The 21,566-nt window shown below is 37.6% G+C and carries 23 protein-coding genes; 18 read left to right on the forward strand and 5 right to left on the reverse strand.

Annotation, left to right across the window (positions count from 1 at the left end):
- Positions 1–9: 9 nt before the first annotated feature.
- Genes larB through larA form a run of 4 tightly spaced genes read right to left on the reverse strand, consistent with a single transcriptional unit; the run spans position 10 to position 3,923 of the window.
- Positions 10–756 (reverse strand): nickel pincer cofactor biosynthesis protein LarB, encoded by a 747-nt coding sequence (gene larB / locus CCAL_RS01555; RefSeq protein ID WP_169971831.1) that lies wholly within the window; start codon positions 754–756, stop codon positions 10–12.
- Positions 753–1,529, reverse strand: a complete 777-nt coding sequence (larE, locus tag CCAL_RS01560) for an ATP-dependent sacrificial sulfur transferase LarE (RefSeq protein ID WP_170015101.1) — start codon at positions 1,527–1,529, stop codon at positions 753–755. Before larE ends, larB begins: the two co-directional genes overlap by 4 nt.
- Positions 1,504–2,670 carry a nickel pincer cofactor biosynthesis protein LarC gene (larC, locus tag CCAL_RS01565; RefSeq protein ID WP_169937125.1) on the reverse strand — a complete coding sequence of 389 codons (1,167 nt, stop codon included), beginning with the start codon at positions 2,668–2,670 and terminating at the stop codon, positions 1,504–1,506. Before larC ends, larE begins: the two co-directional genes overlap by 26 nt.
- Positions 2,670–3,923: a nickel-dependent lactate racemase gene (larA, locus tag CCAL_RS01570; protein ID WP_170015099.1), complete on the reverse strand. Its 1,254-nt coding sequence runs from the start codon at positions 3,921–3,923 to the stop codon at positions 2,670–2,672. Before larA ends, larC begins: the two co-directional genes overlap by 1 nt.
- Before the next feature lie 262 nt (positions 3,924–4,185).
- Between larA and CCAL_RS01575 the strand changes: the two genes are divergently transcribed.
- Positions 4,186–5,856 (forward strand): anaerobic C4-dicarboxylate transporter, encoded by a 1,671-nt coding sequence (locus CCAL_RS01575; protein ID WP_169971827.1) that lies wholly within the window; start codon positions 4,186–4,188, stop codon positions 5,854–5,856.
- Between the two features lie 36 nt (positions 5,857–5,892).
- Here the strand turns inward: CCAL_RS01575 and flhB are convergent, their stop codons facing one another.
- Positions 5,893–6,966 carry a flagellar biosynthesis protein FlhB gene (gene flhB, locus CCAL_RS01580; protein ID WP_170015097.1) on the reverse strand — a complete coding sequence of 358 codons (1,074 nt, stop codon included), beginning with the start codon at positions 6,964–6,966 and terminating at the stop codon, positions 5,893–5,895.
- Positions 6,967–7,162: 196 nt separating this feature from the next.
- On the opposite strand from flhB, the gene CCAL_RS01585 reads away from it, so the two are divergent.
- From CCAL_RS01585 to CCAL_RS01665, 17 genes are all read left to right on the forward strand, one after another.
- Entirely contained in the window at positions 7,163–8,197 is a 1,035-nt protein-coding gene (locus CCAL_RS01585) for a cytochrome-c peroxidase (RefSeq protein ID WP_169937133.1), read from the forward strand.
- Positions 8,198–8,346: 149 nt separating this feature from the next.
- A complete protein-coding gene (gene rplU / locus CCAL_RS01590) occupies positions 8,347–8,661 on the forward strand; it encodes a 50S ribosomal protein L21 (RefSeq protein WP_169937135.1) in 315 nt (104 codons plus the stop codon).
- A gap of 11 nt (positions 8,662–8,672) precedes the next feature.
- Positions 8,673–8,930, forward strand: coding sequence for a 50S ribosomal protein L27 (gene rpmA / locus CCAL_RS01595; protein ID WP_169937136.1), 258 nt, complete (start codon positions 8,673–8,675; stop codon positions 8,928–8,930).
- Positions 8,931–9,069: 139 nt separating this feature from the next.
- A complete protein-coding gene (locus tag CCAL_RS01600) occupies positions 9,070–10,869 on the forward strand; it encodes a Na/Pi cotransporter family protein (RefSeq protein WP_172285031.1) in 1,800 nt (599 codons plus the stop codon).
- A gap of 46 nt (positions 10,870–10,915) precedes the next feature.
- A complete protein-coding gene (gene obgE / locus CCAL_RS01605; protein ID WP_170015075.1) occupies positions 10,916–11,962 on the forward strand; it encodes a GTPase ObgE in 1,047 nt (348 codons plus the stop codon).
- Between the two features lie 17 nt (positions 11,963–11,979).
- Entirely contained in the window at positions 11,980–12,885 is a 906-nt protein-coding gene (gene fmt, locus CCAL_RS01610; protein WP_170015073.1) for a methionyl-tRNA formyltransferase, read from the forward strand.
- Positions 12,866–13,501 carry a biotin--[acetyl-CoA-carboxylase] ligase gene (locus CCAL_RS01615; protein ID WP_169937144.1) on the forward strand — a complete coding sequence of 212 codons (636 nt, stop codon included), beginning with the start codon at positions 12,866–12,868 and terminating at the stop codon, positions 13,499–13,501. Before fmt ends, CCAL_RS01615 begins: the two co-directional genes overlap by 20 nt.
- Positions 13,498–14,280, forward strand: a complete 783-nt coding sequence (locus CCAL_RS01620; RefSeq protein WP_169937146.1) for a ParA family protein — start codon at positions 13,498–13,500, stop codon at positions 14,278–14,280. The genes CCAL_RS01615 and CCAL_RS01620 overlap by 4 nt, the downstream gene beginning before the upstream one ends.
- 8 nt (positions 14,281–14,288) lie before the next feature.
- Positions 14,289–15,155 carry a ParB/RepB/Spo0J family partition protein gene (locus CCAL_RS01625; RefSeq protein WP_394346903.1) on the forward strand — a complete coding sequence of 289 codons (867 nt, stop codon included), beginning with the start codon at positions 14,289–14,291 and terminating at the stop codon, positions 15,153–15,155.
- 97 nt (positions 15,156–15,252) lie between these two features.
- Positions 15,253–15,675, forward strand: a complete 423-nt coding sequence (locus CCAL_RS01630) for a FoF1 ATP synthase subunit B' (RefSeq protein ID WP_170015071.1) — start codon at positions 15,253–15,255, stop codon at positions 15,673–15,675.
- A gap of 9 nt (positions 15,676–15,684) precedes the next feature.
- Positions 15,685–16,197, forward strand: coding sequence for a F0F1 ATP synthase subunit B (locus CCAL_RS01635; RefSeq protein ID WP_169937150.1), 513 nt, complete (start codon positions 15,685–15,687; stop codon positions 16,195–16,197).
- The gene (locus CCAL_RS01640; RefSeq protein WP_170015070.1) at positions 16,197–16,727 is read left to right on the forward strand and encodes a F0F1 ATP synthase subunit delta; all 531 of its coding nucleotides are present in this window, start codon (positions 16,197–16,199) and stop codon (positions 16,725–16,727) included. The genes CCAL_RS01635 and CCAL_RS01640 overlap by 1 nt, the downstream gene beginning before the upstream one ends.
- Before the next feature lie 13 nt (positions 16,728–16,740).
- Entirely contained in the window at positions 16,741–18,258 is a 1,518-nt protein-coding gene (gene atpA / locus CCAL_RS01645) for a F0F1 ATP synthase subunit alpha (RefSeq protein WP_169937154.1), read from the forward strand.
- Between the two features lie 9 nt (positions 18,259–18,267).
- Positions 18,268–19,155 carry an ATP synthase F1 subunit gamma gene (atpG, locus tag CCAL_RS01650; RefSeq protein ID WP_169937156.1) on the forward strand — a complete coding sequence of 296 codons (888 nt, stop codon included), beginning with the start codon at positions 18,268–18,270 and terminating at the stop codon, positions 19,153–19,155.
- An 18-nt stretch (positions 19,156–19,173) separates the two neighbouring features.
- Positions 19,174–20,571 carry a F0F1 ATP synthase subunit beta gene (gene atpD / locus CCAL_RS01655; RefSeq protein WP_169937158.1) on the forward strand — a complete coding sequence of 466 codons (1,398 nt, stop codon included), beginning with the start codon at positions 19,174–19,176 and terminating at the stop codon, positions 20,569–20,571.
- 18 nt (positions 20,572–20,589) lie between these two features.
- Positions 20,590–20,979 carry an ATP synthase F1 subunit epsilon gene (gene atpC / locus CCAL_RS01660; protein WP_169937160.1) on the forward strand — a complete coding sequence of 130 codons (390 nt, stop codon included), beginning with the start codon at positions 20,590–20,592 and terminating at the stop codon, positions 20,977–20,979.
- Positions 20,980–21,564, forward strand: a complete 585-nt coding sequence (locus CCAL_RS01665) for a MotA/TolQ/ExbB proton channel family protein (RefSeq protein WP_169937162.1) — start codon at positions 20,980–20,982, stop codon at positions 21,562–21,564. It abuts the gene before it with no gap.
- Positions 21,565–21,566 lie beyond the last annotated feature (2 nt).

The following is a 21,566-nucleotide window of genomic DNA, read 5'->3' on the forward strand; positions in this document are numbered from 1 at the left end:
CTTTAAATTTTATAGATGATTTATTATACTTGCGTTGTAAGCAGCGCCGTATCCGTTGTCGATATTTACGACACTGATCCCGTTTGCACAGCTATTTAACATACCAAGAAGTGCCGCCACTCCACCAAAACTAGCCCCATACCCAACACTTGTAGGAACGGCGATAACCGGAGCTTTTACAAGACCTGCGACCACGCTAGGAAGCGCACCTTCCATGCCGGCAACGGCGATGATAACCTTTGCTTTTTGGATAGTTTCTAAATTTAAAAACAGCCTATGTATCCCAGCCACACCGATATCTGAAATTTTTACCACGCTGTTGCCAAGGATCTTTGCCGTCTCGTAAGCCTCTTCGACCACCGCAGCATCGGAAGTGCCAGCAGAAACGATGGCTATATAGCTTTGTGTCGTAGCTAAAGGTTTTGGCGTGATGCTTATTGTGTTGCCACGCTCGTTAAAATTTACATTTTCAAACTCGCTTGATAAAAGCTCGTAAATTTCACGATTTGTGCGAGTGATTAGGATATTTTGATCGTATTTTAGTATGCTTAAGACTATGGCTCTTATCTCACTTTGGCTTTTACCGGCACCATAAATCACCTCAGCAACACCGTTTCTAAGCTCTCTTTGCCTATCTATCTTAGCACATCCTATGTCCTCAAAAGGGTAGTTTTTAAGAAATTTAAATGCGCTTTCCTCGTTTATCTCGCCTGATTTTACAGCTTTTATGAAATTTGAAATTTCACTTTTTGTCATAAAAGAACATCCTTTCTAAAACCTTTTAGATCAAGCGTGATCTCAAACTCACCAAGTGAGTTTAGTTTAGAGATTATGGACTTAAATTTATCATCGGTTATGAAATTTTTCATGTGAGCAAACGGCATTTCAAGCTTAAAGCTCTTACCGTCAAATCTCGCTCTAATGTTTGCATATCCATTTTGTATGAGGATATCTTCGGCTTTTTCTACCAGCCTTAGCTCATCAGTGCTAAACTCATAATCCTGCGGTAAACGCGTTAGCAAACAGGCGTAACTTGGCTTATCGTGCGTATAAAGTCCCATCTCAAAAGACAACTCTCTTATCTCTTTTTTTGTGAAATTTTTAAGCAAAGACATTACGCCAAACTCTTTTAATGCCCTTAGCCCAGGTCTAAACTCACCCAGATCATCTAAATTTGTCCCATCTGAAACGTGTTTTATGCCAAGCTCATTTGCGGTTTTTATTATGTTTTTAAATACCTCGGTCTTGCACATATAGCAGCGCATTAGCGGGTTTGACTTGATATTTTCGGGGATGTTTGCCGTGATGATTTTGTGTGAGATGTTAAGATCTCTTGTAAATTCCTTCGCCTCTTTGATCTCGCGAGCTGGGATATAAGGCGAGTGCATGGTGATGGCTACTAAATTTTCGCCAAGCACGTCGTGAGCGACTTTTAGCAAAAAAGAGCTATCAACTCCACCGCTAAAAGCAACTGCTAGTTTGCCTAAATTTTGTATCTCGCTTTTAAGTTGTTCTAGTTTTGTATGCACGCATTACCTCATCTTTTATTTCCTGTATGCTTATGTTAAATTTTATAGCCGCGGCTTCGCATTCATCAAATTCTGGCTTTATCTTTTCCATGCCTTCAAATGTTGAAATTTTAACGCTGATTTCGCCGTATTTTGTCGAAATTTTTTCTATTTTGCGAGATAGTTCTGTCTTTGATACAAGATACTCTCTAACTCCTATGCTTGAAGTGTGCTTAAAGATAAGCTCTTTTAAATTTAAAACGTCTTTGTTTTTGCAAAGAACGCTTAGCTTTACTCCTGCGCGTGATTTTTTCATTATTATAGGTGTTAAAAAGACATCTAACGCGCCGTTTTTAAGTAAAATTTTAGTAGCAAACGCCATTTCTTCCGCGCTCATATCATCAAGATTTGCTTCTATCATTGTATTTGCCACGTGGTTTTCTTCATACTCTTCTTTACAAAGCATGACTTTTAGTATATTTGCGTGTGGCATATCTTTACCGCCTGCGCCGTATCCAGTTTTTATGATATTTATGTCAGCTTTTTGTCTAAAAATAGCTAATGACTTTAAAATTCCAGCTCCAGTTGGAGTCGTAAGCTCAAATTCTGCCTTTCCTATACTAACTGGAACGTGTGTTAAAATTTCACTTACAGCAGGTGCTGGGACGCTAAGTTCGCCGTGAGCGCACTTTACGCTTCCGCCACCAAGCTCTACGCGAGAGCTGTAAATTTTATCCACATTAAGCGCATCAAAACAGATCGCAGCACCGACGATATCGACTATGCTATCAGTTGCTCCGATCTCGTGAAAGTGTACCGTATCCATGCTTACGCCATGCACTTTTGCTTCAGCTATCGCGATGGTTTTAAAAATTTTTATCGAAATTTCTTTTACATTTTGGTTTAAATTTGAGCTTTCTATCAGCTCTTTTATGCTTTTAAAGCTTCGTTCGTGAGTATGTTTTTTAAGCAAAACGTTAAATTTACTTGCGCTTATGCCACGTTTTTTAACACTTTTAAATTCTAGTTCGTATTCGTCATTAAGTCCTAGTTTATCAAGCTCGCTTTTTAGGTGATCAAAACTAACGCCAAGATCAAGCAAGGCGGCGATATTCATATCACCGCTTATGCCACAACTCGCGTCGTAATACAAAAACGCCATTATTTTACTTTTGGCACCGTTATAGAGCCGGCAGGTAGAACAAGCACGCTTGCATCTTTACCTTTTTGCGCAAATGCTTCATTTAGCGCAGTTTGTAGGTCATGATACGGTTTTAGATGTACCGCTTTCATCTCATCGTCACTTAGATCGCTAACTGCCCAAGTTTGCGCCCAAAGTGAAATTTCAGCCATTTTTGCAGCTTTGTGATAGCCTAGGTGAAAGCCATCTGCGATCTTGTCGATAACTTTTTGAGGCGTATCGGCTGAAGCCATTAGGTTAAAAAATGGTTTTGGACCGATACCTGTGCGGCATTTTGCTACCATTATCAAAATTCCATCTTTTGCAAGGGCTAGTTTGCCATTATCAAGAGCTTTTTGAGCTTGATACAAATCAACATCCATCGGATAAGGAGCTACAGAGATCACGATATCGGCTTTTTTAGGGATATTTACGCAAAATACCTCATCGGCTTTTTTAATGCAGTCATAAAAAGAGTCGTTTAAGTCGCCAGTGCTAACATAATAAACTCCATGCTCGCTATCAAGAACGGTCATGATGGAAAATACATCTATACCGCTTAGAACTTTCATCGCATCTATCATATCTTCATGCACAGGGTTGCCGTCTAGCTTTAGAGCTTGTGCGTCAGAACTTAGCGCTAGCTTATGATTTTGTTCTATCGTTTCGTATTTTGCCACGCCAGGCAAGAACGCCTTTCTACCGCCTGTATAGCCGGCAAAATAATGCGGCTCTACAGAACCGATAGCAATGACTTTTTTAGCTTCGGCTACTATTTTATTTAGATACATTTGAGTTTTATTTTTGCTTTCGCCAAGATATGTCATCTCATCATTTTTAGAGTCATGGCTATGGACTTCGTTTTTCTTAGCTATCTCTTCATAAATTTCTTTTGAAAATATCATATGATACTCATCCTCGGTAGGATCGCGGTGGCAACCATTTGCGATGATGAAAATTTTCTCTTTATCGCGAAGCTTTGGATAAATTTGTTTTAGAATTTTTGATGTTGGGGTTGGGCGAGTGCCGTCGTTTACTATGATAACTATGCGTTCGTTTGTATCTATAAACTCATCAAAAGTAGCCTTGTTTAGCGGAGCGTTTAGTGCGTCTGCTATGAGTTTTGTCTCATCTTGCTTTGCCACTTCATTTGGCTCAAAAATGCCTATTAAATTTTTATCGTCTACATTTATATTAAAACGATCTTCTTTGCCATAATTTACAGAAATTTGCATCTTTTTTCCTTTTATATAAGTTTAACATCAATTATAACATAAAATTTACTTAAAAATATATTTTAAAATTTTTATTACACTTTATATATTAAAGATGCGATAAGGTCGTATTTTTAATATAAAGAAATTTCTTTGTAATAATAAACTTATAATAAATTGATTGTAAATTTATATTCAAAATTTTAAAAATTTTAATTATCTTTTAATTTTAATATAACTATAATTCGGTCTAAGATTTCTTAAAGAAAGGAAAACATAGTAGATGGAATTTTTAACATCTTTGAGTGAAAGCACGCAGTTTATGCTTCAGCTTGTTGTCGTGCTTGGTTGTTTGTTTTATGGTGCTAAAAAGGGCGGTATGGCTCTTGGTATTTTAGGAGGCATAGGTCTTATTATCCTAGTATTTGGCTTTAAAATGGCTCCAGGTAAACCTGCGGTCGATGTTATTTTAACGATCCTTGCAGTTGTTGTTGCTAGTGCGACATTACAAGCTACAGGTGGTCTTGACGTTATGCTTCAAATAGCGGAGAAAGTCCTAAGAAAACATCCTAAATTTGTCTGTATTCTAGCTCCTGTTATTGGTTGGACACTAACTATACTATGCGGAACAGGACACACTGTTTATACACTTTTACCGATTATTTATGACGTTTCTATCAAAAGCGGTGTTCGTCCGGAACGTCCTATGGCTGCAACAACTATCTCGTCTCAAATGGGCATCGTAGCAAGCCCGGTATCTGTTGCCGGTGTTTCTATGGTTGCGGTTTTACTTGGAACGGGTACGGTTCATATTGAGGGTTTTTCAAGCTATGTTGACCTTTTAAAAGTAACTATCCCGTCAACTTTTATGGGTGTTGTTATGATAGGAATTTGGTCTATTTTTAGAGGTAAAGACCTTGATAAAGACCCTGAATTCCAAGCAAAAATAGCTGATCCTGAGCAAAGAAAATATATCTACGGCTCTGATGATGTTAAATCTTTAATCGGTGTTAAACTTCCTGCAAAACAATGGAACTCAATGTGGATCTTCCTTGCAGCTATCGCTGTAGTTGCGGTTTTAGGTTATTACAAAGAGCTTCGCCCAAGCTGGACTATCTCTAAAGATAGCGCTGTAGTTCAGATCATGGCTGATAAAAAAGAGCTAAAAGCTATAGCTGTAAAAGACGGAAGTATATCAGCTCAAGCAGCAGAATTTAGCGTAGCAAAAGGCAAAGTAGGCGCATCTCAAAAAGCTCAATCAGTTGAGATCACAAACAAAAAAGGTGAAAAAGAGAGTGTTGTTCGCTCTGAAAACGGTACTGTAACTTATACCAATGCAAAAGGTGAAACAACAGAGTATCAAAATGCCTATATTAACGTATCGAGCAAAGAAAAAGGCTCAAAAGTACTAGGTATGGTTGATACTATCCAAATTTTCATGCTACTTGCTGCTTCTATTATGATGATTTATGCAGGTATCAAATCTTCTAAAATCGCTCAAAATGAAATTTTCCACAGTGGTATGGTTGCTCTTGTTGCGATTTACGGTATCTCATGGATGGCAGATACAATGTTCCACTCACATATCGAGATGTTAAAAAGCTCACTTGGTGCGGTCATGGTGGCTTATCCATGGACTTATATCGTAGTTGGTATGCTTATCTCAAAATTCCTTAACTCACAAGCTGCAGCAGCTGCTACATTCGTTCCGCTTGCTGTTCAAATCGGTGTTGATCCAGGTGTTATCATAGCTTTTGCTTCTGCATGCTACGGTTACTTTATCCTACCTACATATCCAAGCGACCTTGCTGCTATTCAGTTTGACCGCTCAGGAACGACTCACATCGGTAAATATGTTATAAACCACAGCTTTATTATCCCTGGTTTTATCGGCGTATTAACTTCATGTGCGATAGGTTATATCTTAGCTACCGCTTACGGCTTTATGCAATAACTCTTAAGCCCTCCCTCTTTGGAGGGCTTTTAAATTTCAAATTCTTCCAGCAAATTTTTTCTTATCACTCATATATACAAAGCTTAAAACTTCGGCTACTGCACGAAATAATGTTTCAGGTATCATGTCGTTTATTTCGCAGAGTTTATAAAGCTCACGTGCAAGAGGCGGATTTTCTATGATCTGCACGCTATTTTCAAGGGCTATTTTGCGAATTTGCATAGCTATCACATCTACACCCTTTGCCAGTATAACCGGCGCAGCATCTCTTGATTTGTCGTATCTTATGGCTACGGCGTAGTGAGTAGGGTTTGTGATAACTACGTCTGCCTGAGGGACGTTTTGCATCATTCTTTTACGAGCCGTTTGCATTTGAAGCCGTCTGATGCGTCCTTTAACTTGCGGATCACCCTCCATTTGTTTATACTCGTCTTTGACCTCTTGTTTGCTCATCCTTAGATCTTTAAAGTACTGAAAGCGAACGATTAAAAGATCGATTAGTCCTATTATAAATAATATAAGAAGCATGACTCCAACAAGGATGATCATCTTTTCTTTAAGCCATGCAAGCTGATCAAACATTGACAAAAAAAGTGTATGCGGAAGTTCCTTGATGAATTGTAAAAAAAAGTAAAAACCAACTCCAAAGACAGCACTTACCTTTGCTACTATCTTTATGCCGTCGATTAATTTTTTTAAAGAAAATAAATTTTTTAGACCTTTTATAGGATTTATCTTATTAAGGTCCGGCGTTATTGGTTTTGTGGTAAATATAAGACCAAACTGCATCACATAGGCGATTATCCCTACAATGCCCACACACACGCAGATAGGTAGTATCATTAAAAGCGCTCGACCAAGAGTATTGATAGCTATCATGTGTATGGCACTTACCGTTAGTTCTTTGCCTATGAAACTTTGATAATACATATATAAAGAAACAAGTTGATCTTTCATAAAGCCAAGCATGACTATAAGCATTGTTATCGCAACAAGCAGAGTTGCGAAACCGCTTATGTCTTGACTTTTGGGGACGTTGCCGTCTTTTTTGGCGTCTTCTATCTTTTTGGAGGTTGCTTCTTCGGTTTTCTCTTCGTCTTCGCCTGCCATATCTTCTCGCTAAAATTTTTGGCTTATTATATCTTAAATTTATATCTTTAATAAATTTAAAAAGAAGAGCAATTTTATCTTATATACTTAAAAATATTTAAAAATAATTACTTATAAATAATAAAATTTATTGTAGTTTTAGTTTTGTTATATTATTATTAAAACCTAATTTAAATCTTTAAAAAAAGGAGTAGTTGTGAAGACTAAAATTTTATTCCTAAGTTCAGTTGCTTTAGCAAGCTCCCTTTTTGCAGGAAATCTTGCAAAAGACGCATTAGATGCAGGCATAGTACCTCTTCCTAGTGATGGAAAAGCACTTACTAAGATGATAAATGACGCAGCGCCTGATGCTAAAGAGTATCCTACTACTATGGCTGCTTATGAGCTTGGCATGAGATTATATTTTGATCCTCGCCTTTCTAAATCAGGCATCATAAGTTGTAATACCTGTCATAACCTAGGTCTTGGCGGTGTTGATGGCGTGCCTGCTTCAACAGGACATAAATGGACTCCAAACCCACATCACGTAAACGCTCCAACTGTTTACAATTCGGTATTTAACTCTGTTCAGTTTTGGGATGGACGTGCCGCACACCTAGCCGCACAAGCTGCAGGTCCTATGACCGCACTTCCTGAGATGGCATCTACCCCTGAGCTTGTTGTGGATAGACTAAAGTCAATCCCTGCTTATGTTGATGAGTTTAAAAAAGCGTTTAATAGCGAGATAAATTTTGATCTTGTAACGACTGCGATTGGAATTTTTGAAAGAACACTTGTCACTCCGTCAAGATTTGACAAATTTCTTGAAGGTGATGAAAATGCACTAAATGATGCTGAGAAAAAAGGTCTTCAAATTTTCCTTGATAAAGGTTGTGCTACTTGCCATAATGGTGTAAATTTAGGTGGAACACTTCAGCCGTTTGAGGTTGCTGCCAAGTATGAATTCGCAGATGTCGGCGACTTTAAAGGCGATGCTAACGGTATGGTCAAAGCACCTACTTTGCGTAATATCGAGCTAACGGCACCGTATTTCCACAATGGCGCGATCTGGTCTTTAAAAGATGCAGTTAAAGCTATGGGAAGTATACAGCTTGGCATAGATATAAATGATAATGAGGCTAGCAGTATCGTAACGTTCTTAAATTCATTAACAGGCAAAATGCCTAAAATCGAATATCCGATGCTTCCCGCTTCTACGGATAAAACTTCAAAACCTGAACTTGACTACTAAAATTTAAGGGGCGCGTTAAGCGCTCCTTTTGCTTTCAACTAAAATTTATTAATTTTATAGTAAAATCCACGACTTATAACCAACAAAGCTCCATAAATCTTTTAAAATTTAAAAGTGCTTTTTGGTAACTTACCACATGAAAGGATAGCATGTCAAAGTACGCTATTATCAAGAACGGCGGGAAACAATACAGAGTTAGCGAAGGTCAATTCCTAAATTTAGATCGTTTTGAAGCCGAAGCAAAATCAACCGTTGAAATTACAGAAGTTTTGGCTGTAAATGACGGCGTAGTTAAGGTAGGTGCACCGTTTGTTGAGGGTGCAAAAGTTGTCTTAGAAGTCGTAGCACTAGGTAAAGATAAAAAAGTTGTTATCTATAAAAAACGTAGACGTAAAGACTCAAAGCTTAAACGCGGTTTTAGAAGACAATATACACGCGTTAAAGTAGTAAGCATAGCAGGCTAAGGAGAAAAGATATGGCACACAAAAAAGGTCAGGGCTCAACCCAAAATAACCGTGATAGTATCGGACGTCGTTTAGGCGTTAAAAAATTCGGTAGCGAATTTGTTCGCGCAGGTAACATTATAATCCGCCAAAGAGGCACAGCAACTCATCCAGGCAATAACGTGGGCATGGGCAAAGATCACACTATCTTTGCTCTTGTTGATGGGTATGTGAAATTTGAGCGTAAAGATAAAAACCGCAAAAAAGTTTCTGTTTATCCAGCAGCTTAATCCTAAACCAGAGGGCTTTTGCCCTCTTTTTCCCTTAAGCTTAAAATATATCTCATAAAATTTCAAATCACTAAAATTTATCCTTTATTTTTGCACTAAACCTGCTATAATTGCGCAAAATTGATCAAGGAAATTTAAATTGCCGTTATTTGAAAATTTTAAACAACAAAAAAATCTTATCTTTCTTTCGCTGTTTTTATCAGCTATCTGTGCTTTAATGCTTATTAGCGAAAGCTTCATGGTTATAGCCTTTGGAATTTGTATATTTTTATATGGAATTTCCGTATTAGAGCTTAGTTTTTCGGGCTTATCAGGTATTGAAACATTTTTAAAAAATACAACAAGTAGCAAATTTAAAAGTTTCCTTTTTGGTCTTATATCTACTTTTATAATGCAATCAAGCGGTCTGGTTAGTGTGATCGCCATATCTTTTTTAAGTGCCAGTCTTATAACGCTTGGTGCCGGATTAGCTATCATTTATGGGACAAATCTAGGCACTGTTTCTACTACTTGGCTGGTTGCAGGTGTTGGGTTAAAAACCCAGATCATTTACTACGCTATGCCGCTTATCATTATCGGCGTTATAATGTTTTTTAATAAGTCAAAAGGTATTAAAAGCGGAGGATATTTTCTTTTTAGTATAGGGCTTTTATTTTTAGGGATACACTATATGAAGTCTGGATTTGACGGTATCAAAGATACTATAGATCTTGCTGCATACGCTATGGACGGTATTAAAGGGCTTTTGGTTTATACGCTCATAGGTATTATCGTAACGGTTTTGATGCAAAGTTCAACGGCAACGCTAACATTAACTATAACGGCTTTAAGCGTAGGGCAGATGAGCTATGAAAACGCTATTGCAATAGCGATAGGCTCAAACGTAGGAAGCACCGTCGTAGCTGTGATTGGTTCGATAAACGCAAATTCCGAGGGTAAAAAGCTGATGTTAGGGCATGTGATATTTAATATAGCCTCTGCAACGATAATGCTTTGTTTTATAAATTCCATCATTCCCATTACTGACTTTGTGGCTGATTTTTTGGGCATAGACGGCAGTGATTATTCGCTAAAACTCGCTATTTTTCATACTTTGTTTAACCTTATTGGAATTGTTATATTTTATCCTTTGACGACAAGGCTGACCATACTTTTAGACCGCCTAATAAAACCGGCTCAAATTCGATCAAAAGTGATAACGGCTAAATTTTTAGATGAAAAATCCATCCAATTCGTCGATAGTGCGTTAATCGTTTTAATAAAAGAGATGGCACATTTATATGAAAACACGACATCTATCATCGCAAAATCAATTAGCATAAGCAAAAATGATATTGATTCGCCACTTTCATCGCAAGAGGTTATAGAGGCTAAAAATACACCAATGGCTATAGACTTTGACGAGCTTTATAATAATAGATTTAAAGAAGTTTATAGTCAGATAATCAGCTATCTAATAAGCGCTAGCGCAAACGCTACGGAAAAAGATATCGCTAAATTTATGGATATTCGTCGTGGGGCGCTTTTGTTGGCAGAAACATTAAAAGATGTAAAAAATATCCAGCCAAATGTATTTAAATTTATGAGTTCATCTAACAAATACATAAAAGCCGAATACGACAAACTTCGTGTAAAAATTTTACATATTTTACGCATTATAAAGCGTATCCAAGACTTTGAAATAGATAGTAAATCAGGACTAAAAGAGCTAAGACGACTTTATGATGAGTATGAAAGTGTGCAGTTTGCACCTGATATTTTGCTAAACGAGCGTAAAATTTCAAACAAAATGGCGACATCGCTCATGAACGACACCGATATCGTAAAAGAAATGACTAGAAATTTGTTAAAAATTATCGAAATAATATCTACTAGAAGCGAAGATGAGGGAGAATTTGAGATAATTAGACGCAACCTCATGAGTAGCAAACAGCTTTAAATTTCAGCAATTTTAGCTATAATCGCCTAAAAATTAAAGGTAAAATATGTTTATAGATAGCGTAAAATTAACATTGGCTTCAGGACATGGCGGAGCCGGAGCTGTAAGTTTTAGACGTGAAAAACACGTTATTTTAGGTGGTCCTGATGGCGGAGATGGCGGAGATGGCGGAGATGTTTATTTTGTCATCGACAACAACTCTCATACACTAGCGGCATATAAAGGCAAAAACAAACTAAGCGCTAAAAACGGCGAGCCAGGCATGGGTCGTAGGATGACTGGCAAAAAAGGCGAGAGCTTGGAGCTTATCGTTCCACCGGGAACTGCCGTGTATGATGATGAAACTGGAGAGTTACTACTTGATCTAGTAAACGAGGGCGAGCGAGTGTTGTTTTTAAAAGGGGGTAAAGGCGGTCTTGGTAACGTACATTTTAAAAGCTCGACCAACCAAGCTCCTGAATACGCACAAAAAGGTACTCCAGAAGAAATTTGCAATGTTCGTTTAGAGTTAAAGCTAATTGCCGATGTCGGACTTGTCGGCTTTCCAAATGTTGGTAAAAGCACGCTTATATCGACTGTTTCAAACGCTAAACCACAGATAGCAAACTATGAATTTACAACCCTTACGCCAAAACTTGGACTCGTAGAAGTTGATGAATATAACGGCTTTGTTATGGCTGATATCCCAGGTATAATCGAAGGTGCAAGCGATGGACGAGGGCTTGGAATTCAGTTTTTAAAACACATCGAGCGAACTAAAATTCTGCTTTATATGATAGATCTAGCAAACTACCGTGAGCTTGATGAGCAGTTTTTTACTCTTCGTGCCGAGGTTGAGAAATTTTCTCCCGAGCTTGCCAAAAGAGACTATGCTATCGCACTAACCAGAATGGATGCGGCAGAAAATTTAGAGGAAAAAGTAGGTGAATTTATAAGCAAGCTTGGTCTTAAGGCTGGAGATAAATTTAAGCAAGATATTTATGAATTTGATGCCTTAAAACCATACTTCATATTACCTATCAGCTCTGCGACAAACGAGAACATAAGCGAGCTTAAATTTAGCTTGCTTGAATTGCTTAAAAAAGATAAGTAACCGTCGCAGGAGATAGTATGAATATAGTTTTTATGGGAACTCCCGAGTATGCTACGGATATATTAAGTGAAATTTTAAAAGCGGACATCAAGGTTGTAGGCGTATTTACTCAACCCGACAAGCCGGTTGGCAGGAAGCAGGTTTTGACTCCGCCGCACATCAAAACTTTTTTAAATGAGAACTATAAAGATATCCCTGTGTTTCAACCTATAAATTTAAAAGAGCAAGAAACACATGAGCAAATTCGTTCTTTAGAACCTGACTTTATTGTGGTTGCAGCTTATGGACAGATCTTACCTAAGGCCATTTTAGATATCGCTCCTTGTATAAATTTACATGCCTCTATACTTCCTAAATATCGCGGTGCAAGTCCCATACAAAGCGCACTTTTAGTGGGAGAAACGACAACGGGTATAACGGCGATGCTGATGGATGAGGGGCTTGATACGGGTGCGATACTTGCATTTGCATATACAAACTGTGAAGATAAAACAAGCGGAGAGCTTTTTGATGAACTTGGAAAGATCGCAGGAGAGCTTATAGTCGATGTTTTGCAAAATTTTCCAACCATCACACCACAGCCGCAAGATGACACGCAAGCTACGATTTGCAAGAAGATAAAAAAACAAAGTGGACTTTTTAGCTTTGACGAAGATGCTAGTCAAATTTATAATAAATTTCGTGCCTACACACCTTGGCCCGGGATATTTTTAGAAAGCGGACTTAAAATTTTAAGCCTAAAACCATTACAGATGAGCGGAAAAAGCGGTGAAATTTTAGAAATTTCAAAAGATGGTTTTGTTGTTGCTTGTAAAAGCGGTGCTTTGCAAATTTTAAGCCTGCAAGAGCCAAGCAAAAAGGCTGTTAATGCGACGGCGTATCTAAACGGCAAAAGGCTTGGCATTGGTGATAGAATTTCTTGAGGAGTGTGCCTCAACGCATAATGAAATTTCCCAAGGCGTAAGAGTCGGTGTCATAAAGCCGCCATTTGCTATGTGCGCTAAAACCCAAACAGCAGGTGTTGGAAGTAGGGGAAATAAATGGATAGGACTTGAGGGCAATCTTTTTTTATCATTTTGCTTGCATAAAAACGCACTTCCTGATGACTTAAATGACGCGTCGATATCTATTTATTTTTCCATGATAATGAAAAATTTTTTAGAAAATTTAGGTTCTAAAATTTGGGTTAAATGGCCAAATGATTTTTACGTAAATGACCTTAAAATCGGCGGAACGATCAGCACTAAAATAGGCGAAATTTATATCGGAAGCATAGGTTTAAATTTAGCCCGCGCTCCCCAAAATACGGGTGTTTTAGACATCAAAACTACTCCGAATGACGTTGTCTGGGGCTTTTGCGATAAGCTTGAAGAAAAAATCCCGTGGAAGCAAATTTTTAGCAAATTTAAGATAGAATTTGAGCGTTCAAAGAGTTTCATAACGCATATAAACGGCGAAATAGCGGATTTATCGGCAGCTTCGCTTTGTGAAGATGGTTCTATTTTGTTAGATAATAAAAAGGTGTATTCTTTAAGATGAGTGAAGTTATAACAATAGCAAATCAAAAGGGCGGAGTAGGTAAGACGACTACGGCAGTAAATTTAGCAGCCTCATTAGCAGTCGCAGAGAAAAAAGTCTTACTTATTGATATTGATCCGCAAGCAAACGCTACTACGGGAATGGGATTTAGTAGAAGTGACTATGAATTTAATATCTACCATGTTTTAACTGATCGCAAAAAACTTTCGCAAATAGTACTAAAAACAGAAATCCCAACACTTTTTCTAGCGCCGTCAAATATCGGCTTGGTTGGCATAGAGCAGGAATTTAACGACCAAAGTAAAGATTACAAACTGATCTTGAAAAACAAAATAGCCGAGGTTTTAGACGATTATGACTTTATCATCATCGATAGCCCTCCTGCTCTTGGCAGTATTACGATAAATGCTTTAAGTGCTAGCGATAGCGTTATTATACCGATACAGTGTGAATTTTATGCACTTGAGGGGCTTGCGCTTATACTAAATACAGTAAAAATCATCAAAAAAACTATAAATCCAAAGCTTAGCATAAAGGGATTTTTGCCGACCATGTTTAGTTCTCAAAACAATCTCTCAAAAGAGACGGTGGCAAATTTAAAGCAGCATTTTAAGCACAAGCTTTTTGTTAGCAAAGACAGCGAAGATGATTTGGTTATTATCCCGCGTAATGTAAAGCTTGCCGAAAGCCCGAGTTTTGGCAAGCCGGTTATTCTTTACGATATAAAGTCACCAGGCTCGATCGCATATCAAAATTTGGCTCATTCGATACTTAATTAAGGACAATAATGGCAAAGAAAAAGTTAGAAATCAATCTAGGAAATATGCTCTCTGACGCAAATTCTGCATACAAAGATGATGATGTTCTTGACTATTTTGGACTTAGCTCCGATGTGGTTGAAGAGATTGATGTAGCTAAAATATCGCCAAATCCATATCAACCACGTAAAAATTTTGATGAAGAAGCCTTAAAAGAATTGGCTCAAAGTATTAAACGACACGGTCTTATTCAACCTATTATTGTTATTAGAAAAGACGGCGGATATATGCTTATCGCGGGCGAGCGTAGATTTAGAGCCACAAAGCTACTTAATGAAAGCAAGATAAAGGCGATAGTTGCCAACCTAGAATCAAAAAATTTAAGAGAAATCGCACTTATTGAAAATATTCAACGTGAAAATTTAAATCCTATAGAGCTTGCTAATTCGTATAAAGAACTTATAAGCGAGTATAAAATCACCCAAGAGGGGCTATCAAATATAATCCACAAAAGTCGCACGCAAATAACAAACACAATGCGTCTTTTGCTTTTAAGCGAAACAACAAAACGACTTTTGCAAGAAGATAAAATCACGCAAGGTCATGCAAAAGTCATAGTTGGACTTAAGCCTGATGAGGAAAAAATGGTAGTTGATACTATCATTGGACAAAAACTTAGTGTGCGCGAAACCGAAAATTTAGTCAAAAAAATAAAATCCGGAAACGAGATCAAAAAAGAGATTTTAGAAGTATCTAAAGAGTATGAAAGTGAACTTTCAAATCTTCAAAAAATATTTAAAAATTTCAATATAAATGCAAAGATAAAGTCAAAAAATTTAATATTAAAATTTGACGACATATCGCAGATACAAGACTTTATAAATAGACTAAAATAATTTTTATGGAGTTTAATCTTATTTTTTACTAAATTATTGTAAAATTAGGCTCGATTTTATTTATTAAATAAAACTTAAAAACAAAGAAGGAGAGTGGATGTTAGAGATAGATTTGCCTCTAGTCGTCTTAACGGCCATGGTTTTCTTGGCTCTTATTGCTATTTTAAATCCTCTGCTTTACAAACCTATGTTGAAATTTATAGATGAACGAAACGCCTCTATAAAAAGCGACGAGGAAAGCACGAGTAAAAATGCAAATGACCTTAGCGTTCATGAAAAAGAGATAGAAAATATCATCTTAAACGCTAGAGCCGAGGCTAACAAGATTAGACAAGATGCCTTGAATGCCGCAAAAGACAGCGCTTTTAAAGAAGCTGAGGCAAAAAGGGCTGAATTTGAAGCTGACTACAACAGTTTTTTAAATTCTTTAAGCGCTCAAAAAGAGCAGTTAAAGGCTGATTTGGTTGCAAATTTACCGGAACTTAAGTCAGCGTTAAATAGCAAATTGGCTAGAATTTAAAGGAGTGTTATGAAGATAAAATTTTTACTTCTAATGGTTTTACCTATACTTGCTTTTGCTAGTGATCACAGTGGTGCAAACTACGACATAATCGAAAGAGCATTAAACTTTTTGTTGTTTTTTAGTATTTTGATCTACTTTGTCGCTAAACCACTTAAACAACTATACTTAGATAGGATAGCAAACATAGCTAATAAGCTTGAAAGTATCCAGGAAAAACTTCGCGCTTCAAAAGCCAAAAAAGATGATGCTTTAAAACGTGTTGAAGAGGCTAAAATCAATGCTGCTTCACTTGTTGAAACAGCTAAAAAAGAGGCTCAAAATTTAGTTCAAAAAGTTAAAAAAGAGAGTGAGCTAGAGATTGTAAACATGGAAAGAAGCTTCAAAGATCAAAAAGATTTTGAAGAGCGCAAGATGACAAAAACAGTCGTTAATGAGATCTTGAATGAAATTTTTGCTAGCGATAGCTTAAAAATCGATCAAAAAGAACTCATCAATATCATACTAAAAAAGGTTAGCTAATGAATGAAGCGGTAACAAAAAAATACGTAAAAGCTATTTTAGGCAACCTAAATGCTAACGACCTGGAGAAATTTGTAGCAAATTTAGCTGAAATTTCAGCTGCTTTTGGTGTTGAAAAATTTAGAAATATTATAAATTTACCAACATTAAAAAGCATGCAAAAGGTTGAATTTATACTGTCACTTGTAAATAACCCTAGTCAAAATTTTGTAAATTTTATAAAATTACTAGGCAGCAACAAAAGACTTGAAATAATACCCGCAGTACTTGCAGAGATAAAAGCGCAACAAGCAAAGCTAAATAACATTTACAACGGTAATGTTGTTGGAAATTTTAATATAAACGATGACCAACTTAAGTCATTGGAAGAAAATTTCTCAAAACGCTTTGATGCAAAAGTGAAGCTTGAGGGCGAAAATAGCGATTATAACGGTATTAAGATAGAGCTTGATAGTTTGGGGGTAGAGGTAAATTTCTCTATTGATAGATTAAAAGCTCAACTAAGCGAACATATATTAAAAGCAATTTAAAAGGAGTAAAAGCGTGAGTGCAAAAATTAAAGCTGACGAAATTAGCGCGATAATTAAAGAGCGAATTGAAAATTTCGATCTAAGCGTTGACGTTGAAGAAACGGGCAAGGTTATATCGGTTGCTGACGGCGTTGCTAATGTTTATGGTCTTAAAAACATTATGGCAGGCGAGATGGTTGAATTTGAGAGCGGCGAAAAAGGCATGGCTCTTAACCTTGAAGAGAGCAGTGTAGGTATAGTTATCCTTGGCAAAACAAGCGGTATACAAGAGGGAAGCTCTGTAAAAAGACTAAAAAAACTTTTACGTGTTCCTGTTGGTGACGCACTTATCGGTCGTGTTGTAAACTCACTTGGTGAGCCAATAGACGCAAAAGGTCCTATCGAAGCTACTGAAACTCGCTTCGTAGAAGAAAAAGCAAAAGGTATCATGGCTAGAAAATCAGTTCATGAGCCACTTCAAACAGGTATTAAAGCCATCGACGCACTTGTGCCTATCGGTCGCGGACAACGCGAGCTAATCATTGGTGACCGCCAAACTGGTAAAACAACAGTTGCGATAGATACCATCATTAACCAAAAAGGTCAAGATGTTGTATGTATCTATGTTGCTATTGGTCAAAAGCAATCAACCGTCGCCCAAGTTGTTAAAAAACTTGAAGAATACGGCGCAATGGACTATACTATCGTTGTAAATGCTGGTGCATCTGATGCTGCAGCGCTTCAATATCTTGCTCCATATGCTGGTGTTACAATGGGTGAATACTTCCGTGATAATTCACGCCATGCGCTAATTATTTATGATGATTTATCAAAACACGCTGTTGCATATCGCGAGATGTCACTTATCTTACGTCGTCCTCCGGGTCGTGAGGCGTATCCTGGTGACGTTTTCTACCTACACTCAAGACTGCTTGAAAGAGCAAGTAAGCTAAACGACGCACTTGGCGCTGGTTCATTAACGGCTCTTCCTATTATCGAAACACAAGCCGGTGACGTTTCTGCGTATATTCCAACTAACGTTATTTCGATTACCGACGGACAAATTTTCCTTGAGTCTGACCTATTTAACTCAGGTATCCGCCCTGCGATCAACGTTGGTCTTTCTGTTTCTCGTGTTGGTGGTGCGGCTCAAATTAAAGCTACAAAACAAGTTTCTGGTAACCTAAGACTTGACCTTGCTCAGTATCGCGAGCTTCAAGCGTTTGCGCAATTTGCAAGTGACCTTGACGAAAGTTCAAGAAAACAACTAGAGCGTGGACAGAAAATGGTTGAAGTTCTAAAACAACCTCCTTATAGCCCACTAGCTGTTGAAAACCAAGTTGTAATCGTATTTGCAGGTTCAAAAGGCTACTTAGATGATATAGCCACTACAAGTGTTACTAAATTTGAAGCAGAGCTTTATCCTTATATAGAGGCTAAATATCCTGAAATTTTTGAACAAATTAGAACTAAAAAAGTTCTTGACAAAGAAGTTGAAGAGCTTTTACATAAAGCGTTGAAAGACTTTAAAGCGACTTTCTCTGCTAACTAAGGCTAGAATATGTCAAATTTAAAAGATATCAAACGAAAGATCAAGAGTGTTCAAAATACACAAAAGACTACTCGTGCGATGAAACTTGTTTCTACCGCCAAGCTTCGTAAGGCGGAAGAAGCGGCACGATATTCAAGAGTGTATGCACTTAAGATAAATGAAGTTTTATCGGAGATAGCATATAAGATAAATCAATACGCTTCAGTTGCGGCTGAAAGTAAATTTTTCAATACAAAAGAGAAGATTGAAAAGGTTGATATTATTTTTGTTACTGCCGATAAAGGGCTTTGTGGAGGATTTAACGTCCAAAGCATCAAAACCGTTAGAAATATGATAGAGGAATTTAAATCCAAAAAGATCAAAGTTCGTCTTCGTGCTATCGGTAAAAAGGGTATTGAATTTTTTAACTTTCAAGGCGTTGATTTGCTAGAAAGTTATGTTGGAGTAAGTTCTTCTCCGACATACGAGAAAGCTCAAGGCATCATAAAAGAAGCTATAGATGACTTCTTAAGCGGTGCAACCGATAAGGTTATCTTGGTTCATAACGGATATAAAAATATGATCTCACAAGAGATTAGAGTAAATGAGATTGTCCCTATTGAGCCGGCAAAGATTATCGGTGTTGAAACAAATTCGTTAATGGAATTTGAGCCTGAGGATAATTATTCTCAAATTTTAAACGAGCTTTTACAAAAGTATTTTGAATATAGTATGTATTATGCACTTATTGACTCGCTTGCAGCTGAGCATAGTGCAAGGATGCAGGCTATGGACAATGCTACAAATAATGCAAAAGAGCGCGTAGGACAATTAAATCTTGCCTACAATAAAGCAAGACAACAGTCTATCACTACTGAACTTATTGAGATTATCAGTGGTGTTGAGTCAATGAAGTAAGAAAGTAAAGGAGTATAAATGAAAGGTATTATTAGCCAAGTTATGGGACCTGTCGTTGACGTTGATTTTGGCGACTATCTCCCGAAAATTAACGAAGCTATCGAAGTTTATTTTGAAGTTGAGGGCAAGAAAAATAAGTTAGTTCTTGAAGTTGCCGCTCATCTTGGAGATAACCGCGTAAGAACGATTGCTATGGATATGAGTGAAGGCCTTACTCGTGGACTAGAGGCTACGGCTCTTGGTGCACCTATAACCGTGCCTGTAGGCGAGAAAGTATTAGGTAGAATTTTTAACGTTGTCGGCGATCTTATAGACGAAGGCGAAGGTGTTGAATTTGATAAACATTGGTCTATTCACCGCGATCCACCTCCATTTGAAGAGCAAAGCACAAAAAGTGAAATTTTTGAAACAGGCATTAAGGTTGTTGACCTTCTTGCCCCTTATGCAAAAGGTGGTAAAGTTGGTCTGTTTGGTGGTGCTGGTGTTGGTAAAACAGTTATCATCATGGAGCTTATCCACAACGTTGCATTTAAACATAGCGGTTACTCTGTATTTGCAGGTGTTGGAGAGAGAACTCGTGAAGGAAACGACCTTTATCATGAAATGAAAGAGTCAAACGTTTTGGATAAAGTTGCCCTATGCTATGGCCAGATGAATGAACCACCAGGGGCAAGAAACCGTATCGCACTTACTGGTCTTACAATGGCTGAATACTTCCGTGATGAGATGGGACTTGATGTTTTGATGTTTATCGATAATATTTTCCGTTTCTCTCAATCAGGTTCAGAGATGTCAGCACTTCTTGGACGTATCCCATCAGCTGTTGGTTATCAACCAACACTTGCTAGTGAGATGGGCAAATTCCAAGAGAGAATTACATCAACCAAAAAAGGCTCTATTACTTCTGTTCAGGCAGTTTACGTTCCTGCAGACGACCTTACTGACCCGGCTCCTGCAACGGTTTTTGCTCACCTTGATGCAACAACAGTTCTTAACCGTGCTATTGCTGAAAAAGGTATCTATCCTGCGGTTGACCCACTAGACTCAACTTCGCGTATGCTTGACCCTCAAATTTTGGGTGAGGATCACTATAAAGTTGCTCGTGGCGTTCAAGCTGTTCTTCAAAAATACAAAGACCTACAAGACATCATTGCGATTCTTGGTATGGATGAGCTTAGTGAAGAAGACAAAGTTACAGTTGATAGAGCTAGAAAGATCGAAAGATTCCTATCTCAACCATTCTTCGTTGCAGAGGTATTTACTGGAAGCCCTGGTAAGTATGTAAGCCTTGAGGAGAGCATTGCCGGATTTAAAGGCATACTTGAAGGTAAATACGATCATCTTCCTGAAGCGGCATTCTATATGGTTGGAAGCATTGATGAGGCTATCGCTAAGGCAGAAAAACTTAAGGCTTAATTTTAAAAAGGAAGCGTAATGGATAAATTACATTTAGAAATAGTAACTCCTCAGGGTCAGGTTTTTGCAAATGACGTGAGTAGTGTAGTGCTTCCGGGTAGCGAGGGTGAATTTGGCGTTTTGCCAAATCACGCCTCTTTAATATCGCTCTTAAAAGCAGGTATTATTGACATAGAAGATAAAAATAAAAATCATGATATTGTTGCTATTAACTGGGGGTATGCCAAGATAGACGAAGGTAAGGTCGTTGTTTTGGCAGATGGAGCTGTATATGTATCAGGTAAAAGCGAGAGTGAACTAGCAAATGCCCTAAATAAAGCTAAGGAGCTTATAGAGAGCATGAGTAGTGAAACAAATGCCTTTGCAGCGACAATCGCAAAAATGGAAAATATGGTGAAAGCGAAATAAGTGAGCGGAATAGATCTGTTTTTAAACTATGTCCAAAGAAGTAGCTTTATTACTATTATTGTTTTAAGCTGGTTATCTATATATTTTATAATCAGCTTTACAATACTTTTTTCAAGAATGGCAGGTATTGCGGCGTGGCAAAAACGAGAGCAAAATGCTCTTGAATCTTTGCTAATGGGTGCAAAAAATATCCCAAATGAATCAAGCTTGCGTAAATGTGCGGGAAGCAAAATTTCTCGCGAGAAGCTCAATGTTTGTATCAGTGTAGCAGAAAAAAATGCCACCAGCGGACTTACATGGCTTAGTATTATAGCTTCAACATCGCCGTTTATAGGTCTTTTTGGAACAGTTATATCGATACTTGAGACGTTTTCACAACTTGGCAACGGTGCAAATTCGTCACTTGGCGTAATAGCTCCGGCCATATCAGAGGCTCTTGTTGCAACCGGAGCTGGTATTTTTGTTGCGATCCCAGCATATACATTTAATCTACTAATTAAACGAAAAGCATACGAGCTAACAAGCACTATTGAACGTGAAGCCGATGTTTTGATCGCTTTAAAAAGAGAAGAAAACGAGATTTAGCA

It is taken from the genome of Campylobacter sp. RM6914 (assembly GCF_004803835.1).
Classification (GTDB): Bacteria; Campylobacterota; Campylobacteria; order Campylobacterales; family Campylobacteraceae; genus Campylobacter_A; species Campylobacter_A californiensis.

Excerpts from the sequence above, each read along its gene's own strand:
- larB (WP_169971831.1), bottom strand. The coding sequence starts at position 756 with ATGACAAAAAGTGAAATTTCAAATTTCATAAAAGCTGTAAAATCAGGC.
- larC (WP_169937125.1), bottom strand. The coding sequence starts at position 2,670 with ATGGCGTTTTTGTATTACGACGCGAGTTGTGGCATAAGCGGTGATATG.
- larA (WP_170015099.1), bottom strand. The coding sequence starts at position 3,923 with ATGCAAATTTCTGTAAATTATGGCAAAGAAGATCGTTTTAATATAAAT.
- CCAL_RS01575 (WP_169971827.1), top strand. The coding sequence starts at position 4,186 with ATGGAATTTTTAACATCTTTGAGTGAAAGCACGCAGTTTATGCTTCAG.
- flhB (WP_170015097.1), bottom strand. The coding sequence starts at position 6,966 with ATGGCAGGCGAAGACGAAGAGAAAACCGAAGAAGCAACCTCCAAAAAG.
- rplU (WP_169937135.1), top strand. The coding sequence starts at position 8,347 with ATGTCAAAGTACGCTATTATCAAGAACGGCGGGAAACAATACAGAGTT.
- rpmA (WP_169937136.1), top strand. The coding sequence starts at position 8,673 with ATGGCACACAAAAAAGGTCAGGGCTCAACCCAAAATAACCGTGATAGT.
- obgE (WP_170015075.1), top strand. The coding sequence starts at position 10,916 with ATGTTTATAGATAGCGTAAAATTAACATTGGCTTCAGGACATGGCGGA.
- fmt (WP_170015073.1), top strand. The coding sequence starts at position 11,980 with ATGAATATAGTTTTTATGGGAACTCCCGAGTATGCTACGGATATATTA.
- CCAL_RS01620 (WP_169937146.1), top strand. The coding sequence starts at position 13,498 with ATGAGTGAAGTTATAACAATAGCAAATCAAAAGGGCGGAGTAGGTAAG.
- CCAL_RS01625 (WP_394346903.1), top strand. The coding sequence starts at position 14,289 with ATGGCAAAGAAAAAGTTAGAAATCAATCTAGGAAATATGCTCTCTGAC.
- CCAL_RS01630 (WP_170015071.1), top strand. The coding sequence starts at position 15,253 with ATGTTAGAGATAGATTTGCCTCTAGTCGTCTTAACGGCCATGGTTTTC.
- CCAL_RS01635 (WP_169937150.1), top strand. The coding sequence starts at position 15,685 with ATGAAGATAAAATTTTTACTTCTAATGGTTTTACCTATACTTGCTTTT.
- CCAL_RS01640 (WP_170015070.1), top strand. The coding sequence starts at position 16,197 with ATGAATGAAGCGGTAACAAAAAAATACGTAAAAGCTATTTTAGGCAAC.
- atpG (WP_169937156.1), top strand. The coding sequence starts at position 18,268 with ATGTCAAATTTAAAAGATATCAAACGAAAGATCAAGAGTGTTCAAAAT.
- atpD (WP_169937158.1), top strand. The coding sequence starts at position 19,174 with ATGAAAGGTATTATTAGCCAAGTTATGGGACCTGTCGTTGACGTTGAT.
- atpC (WP_169937160.1), top strand. The coding sequence starts at position 20,590 with ATGGATAAATTACATTTAGAAATAGTAACTCCTCAGGGTCAGGTTTTT.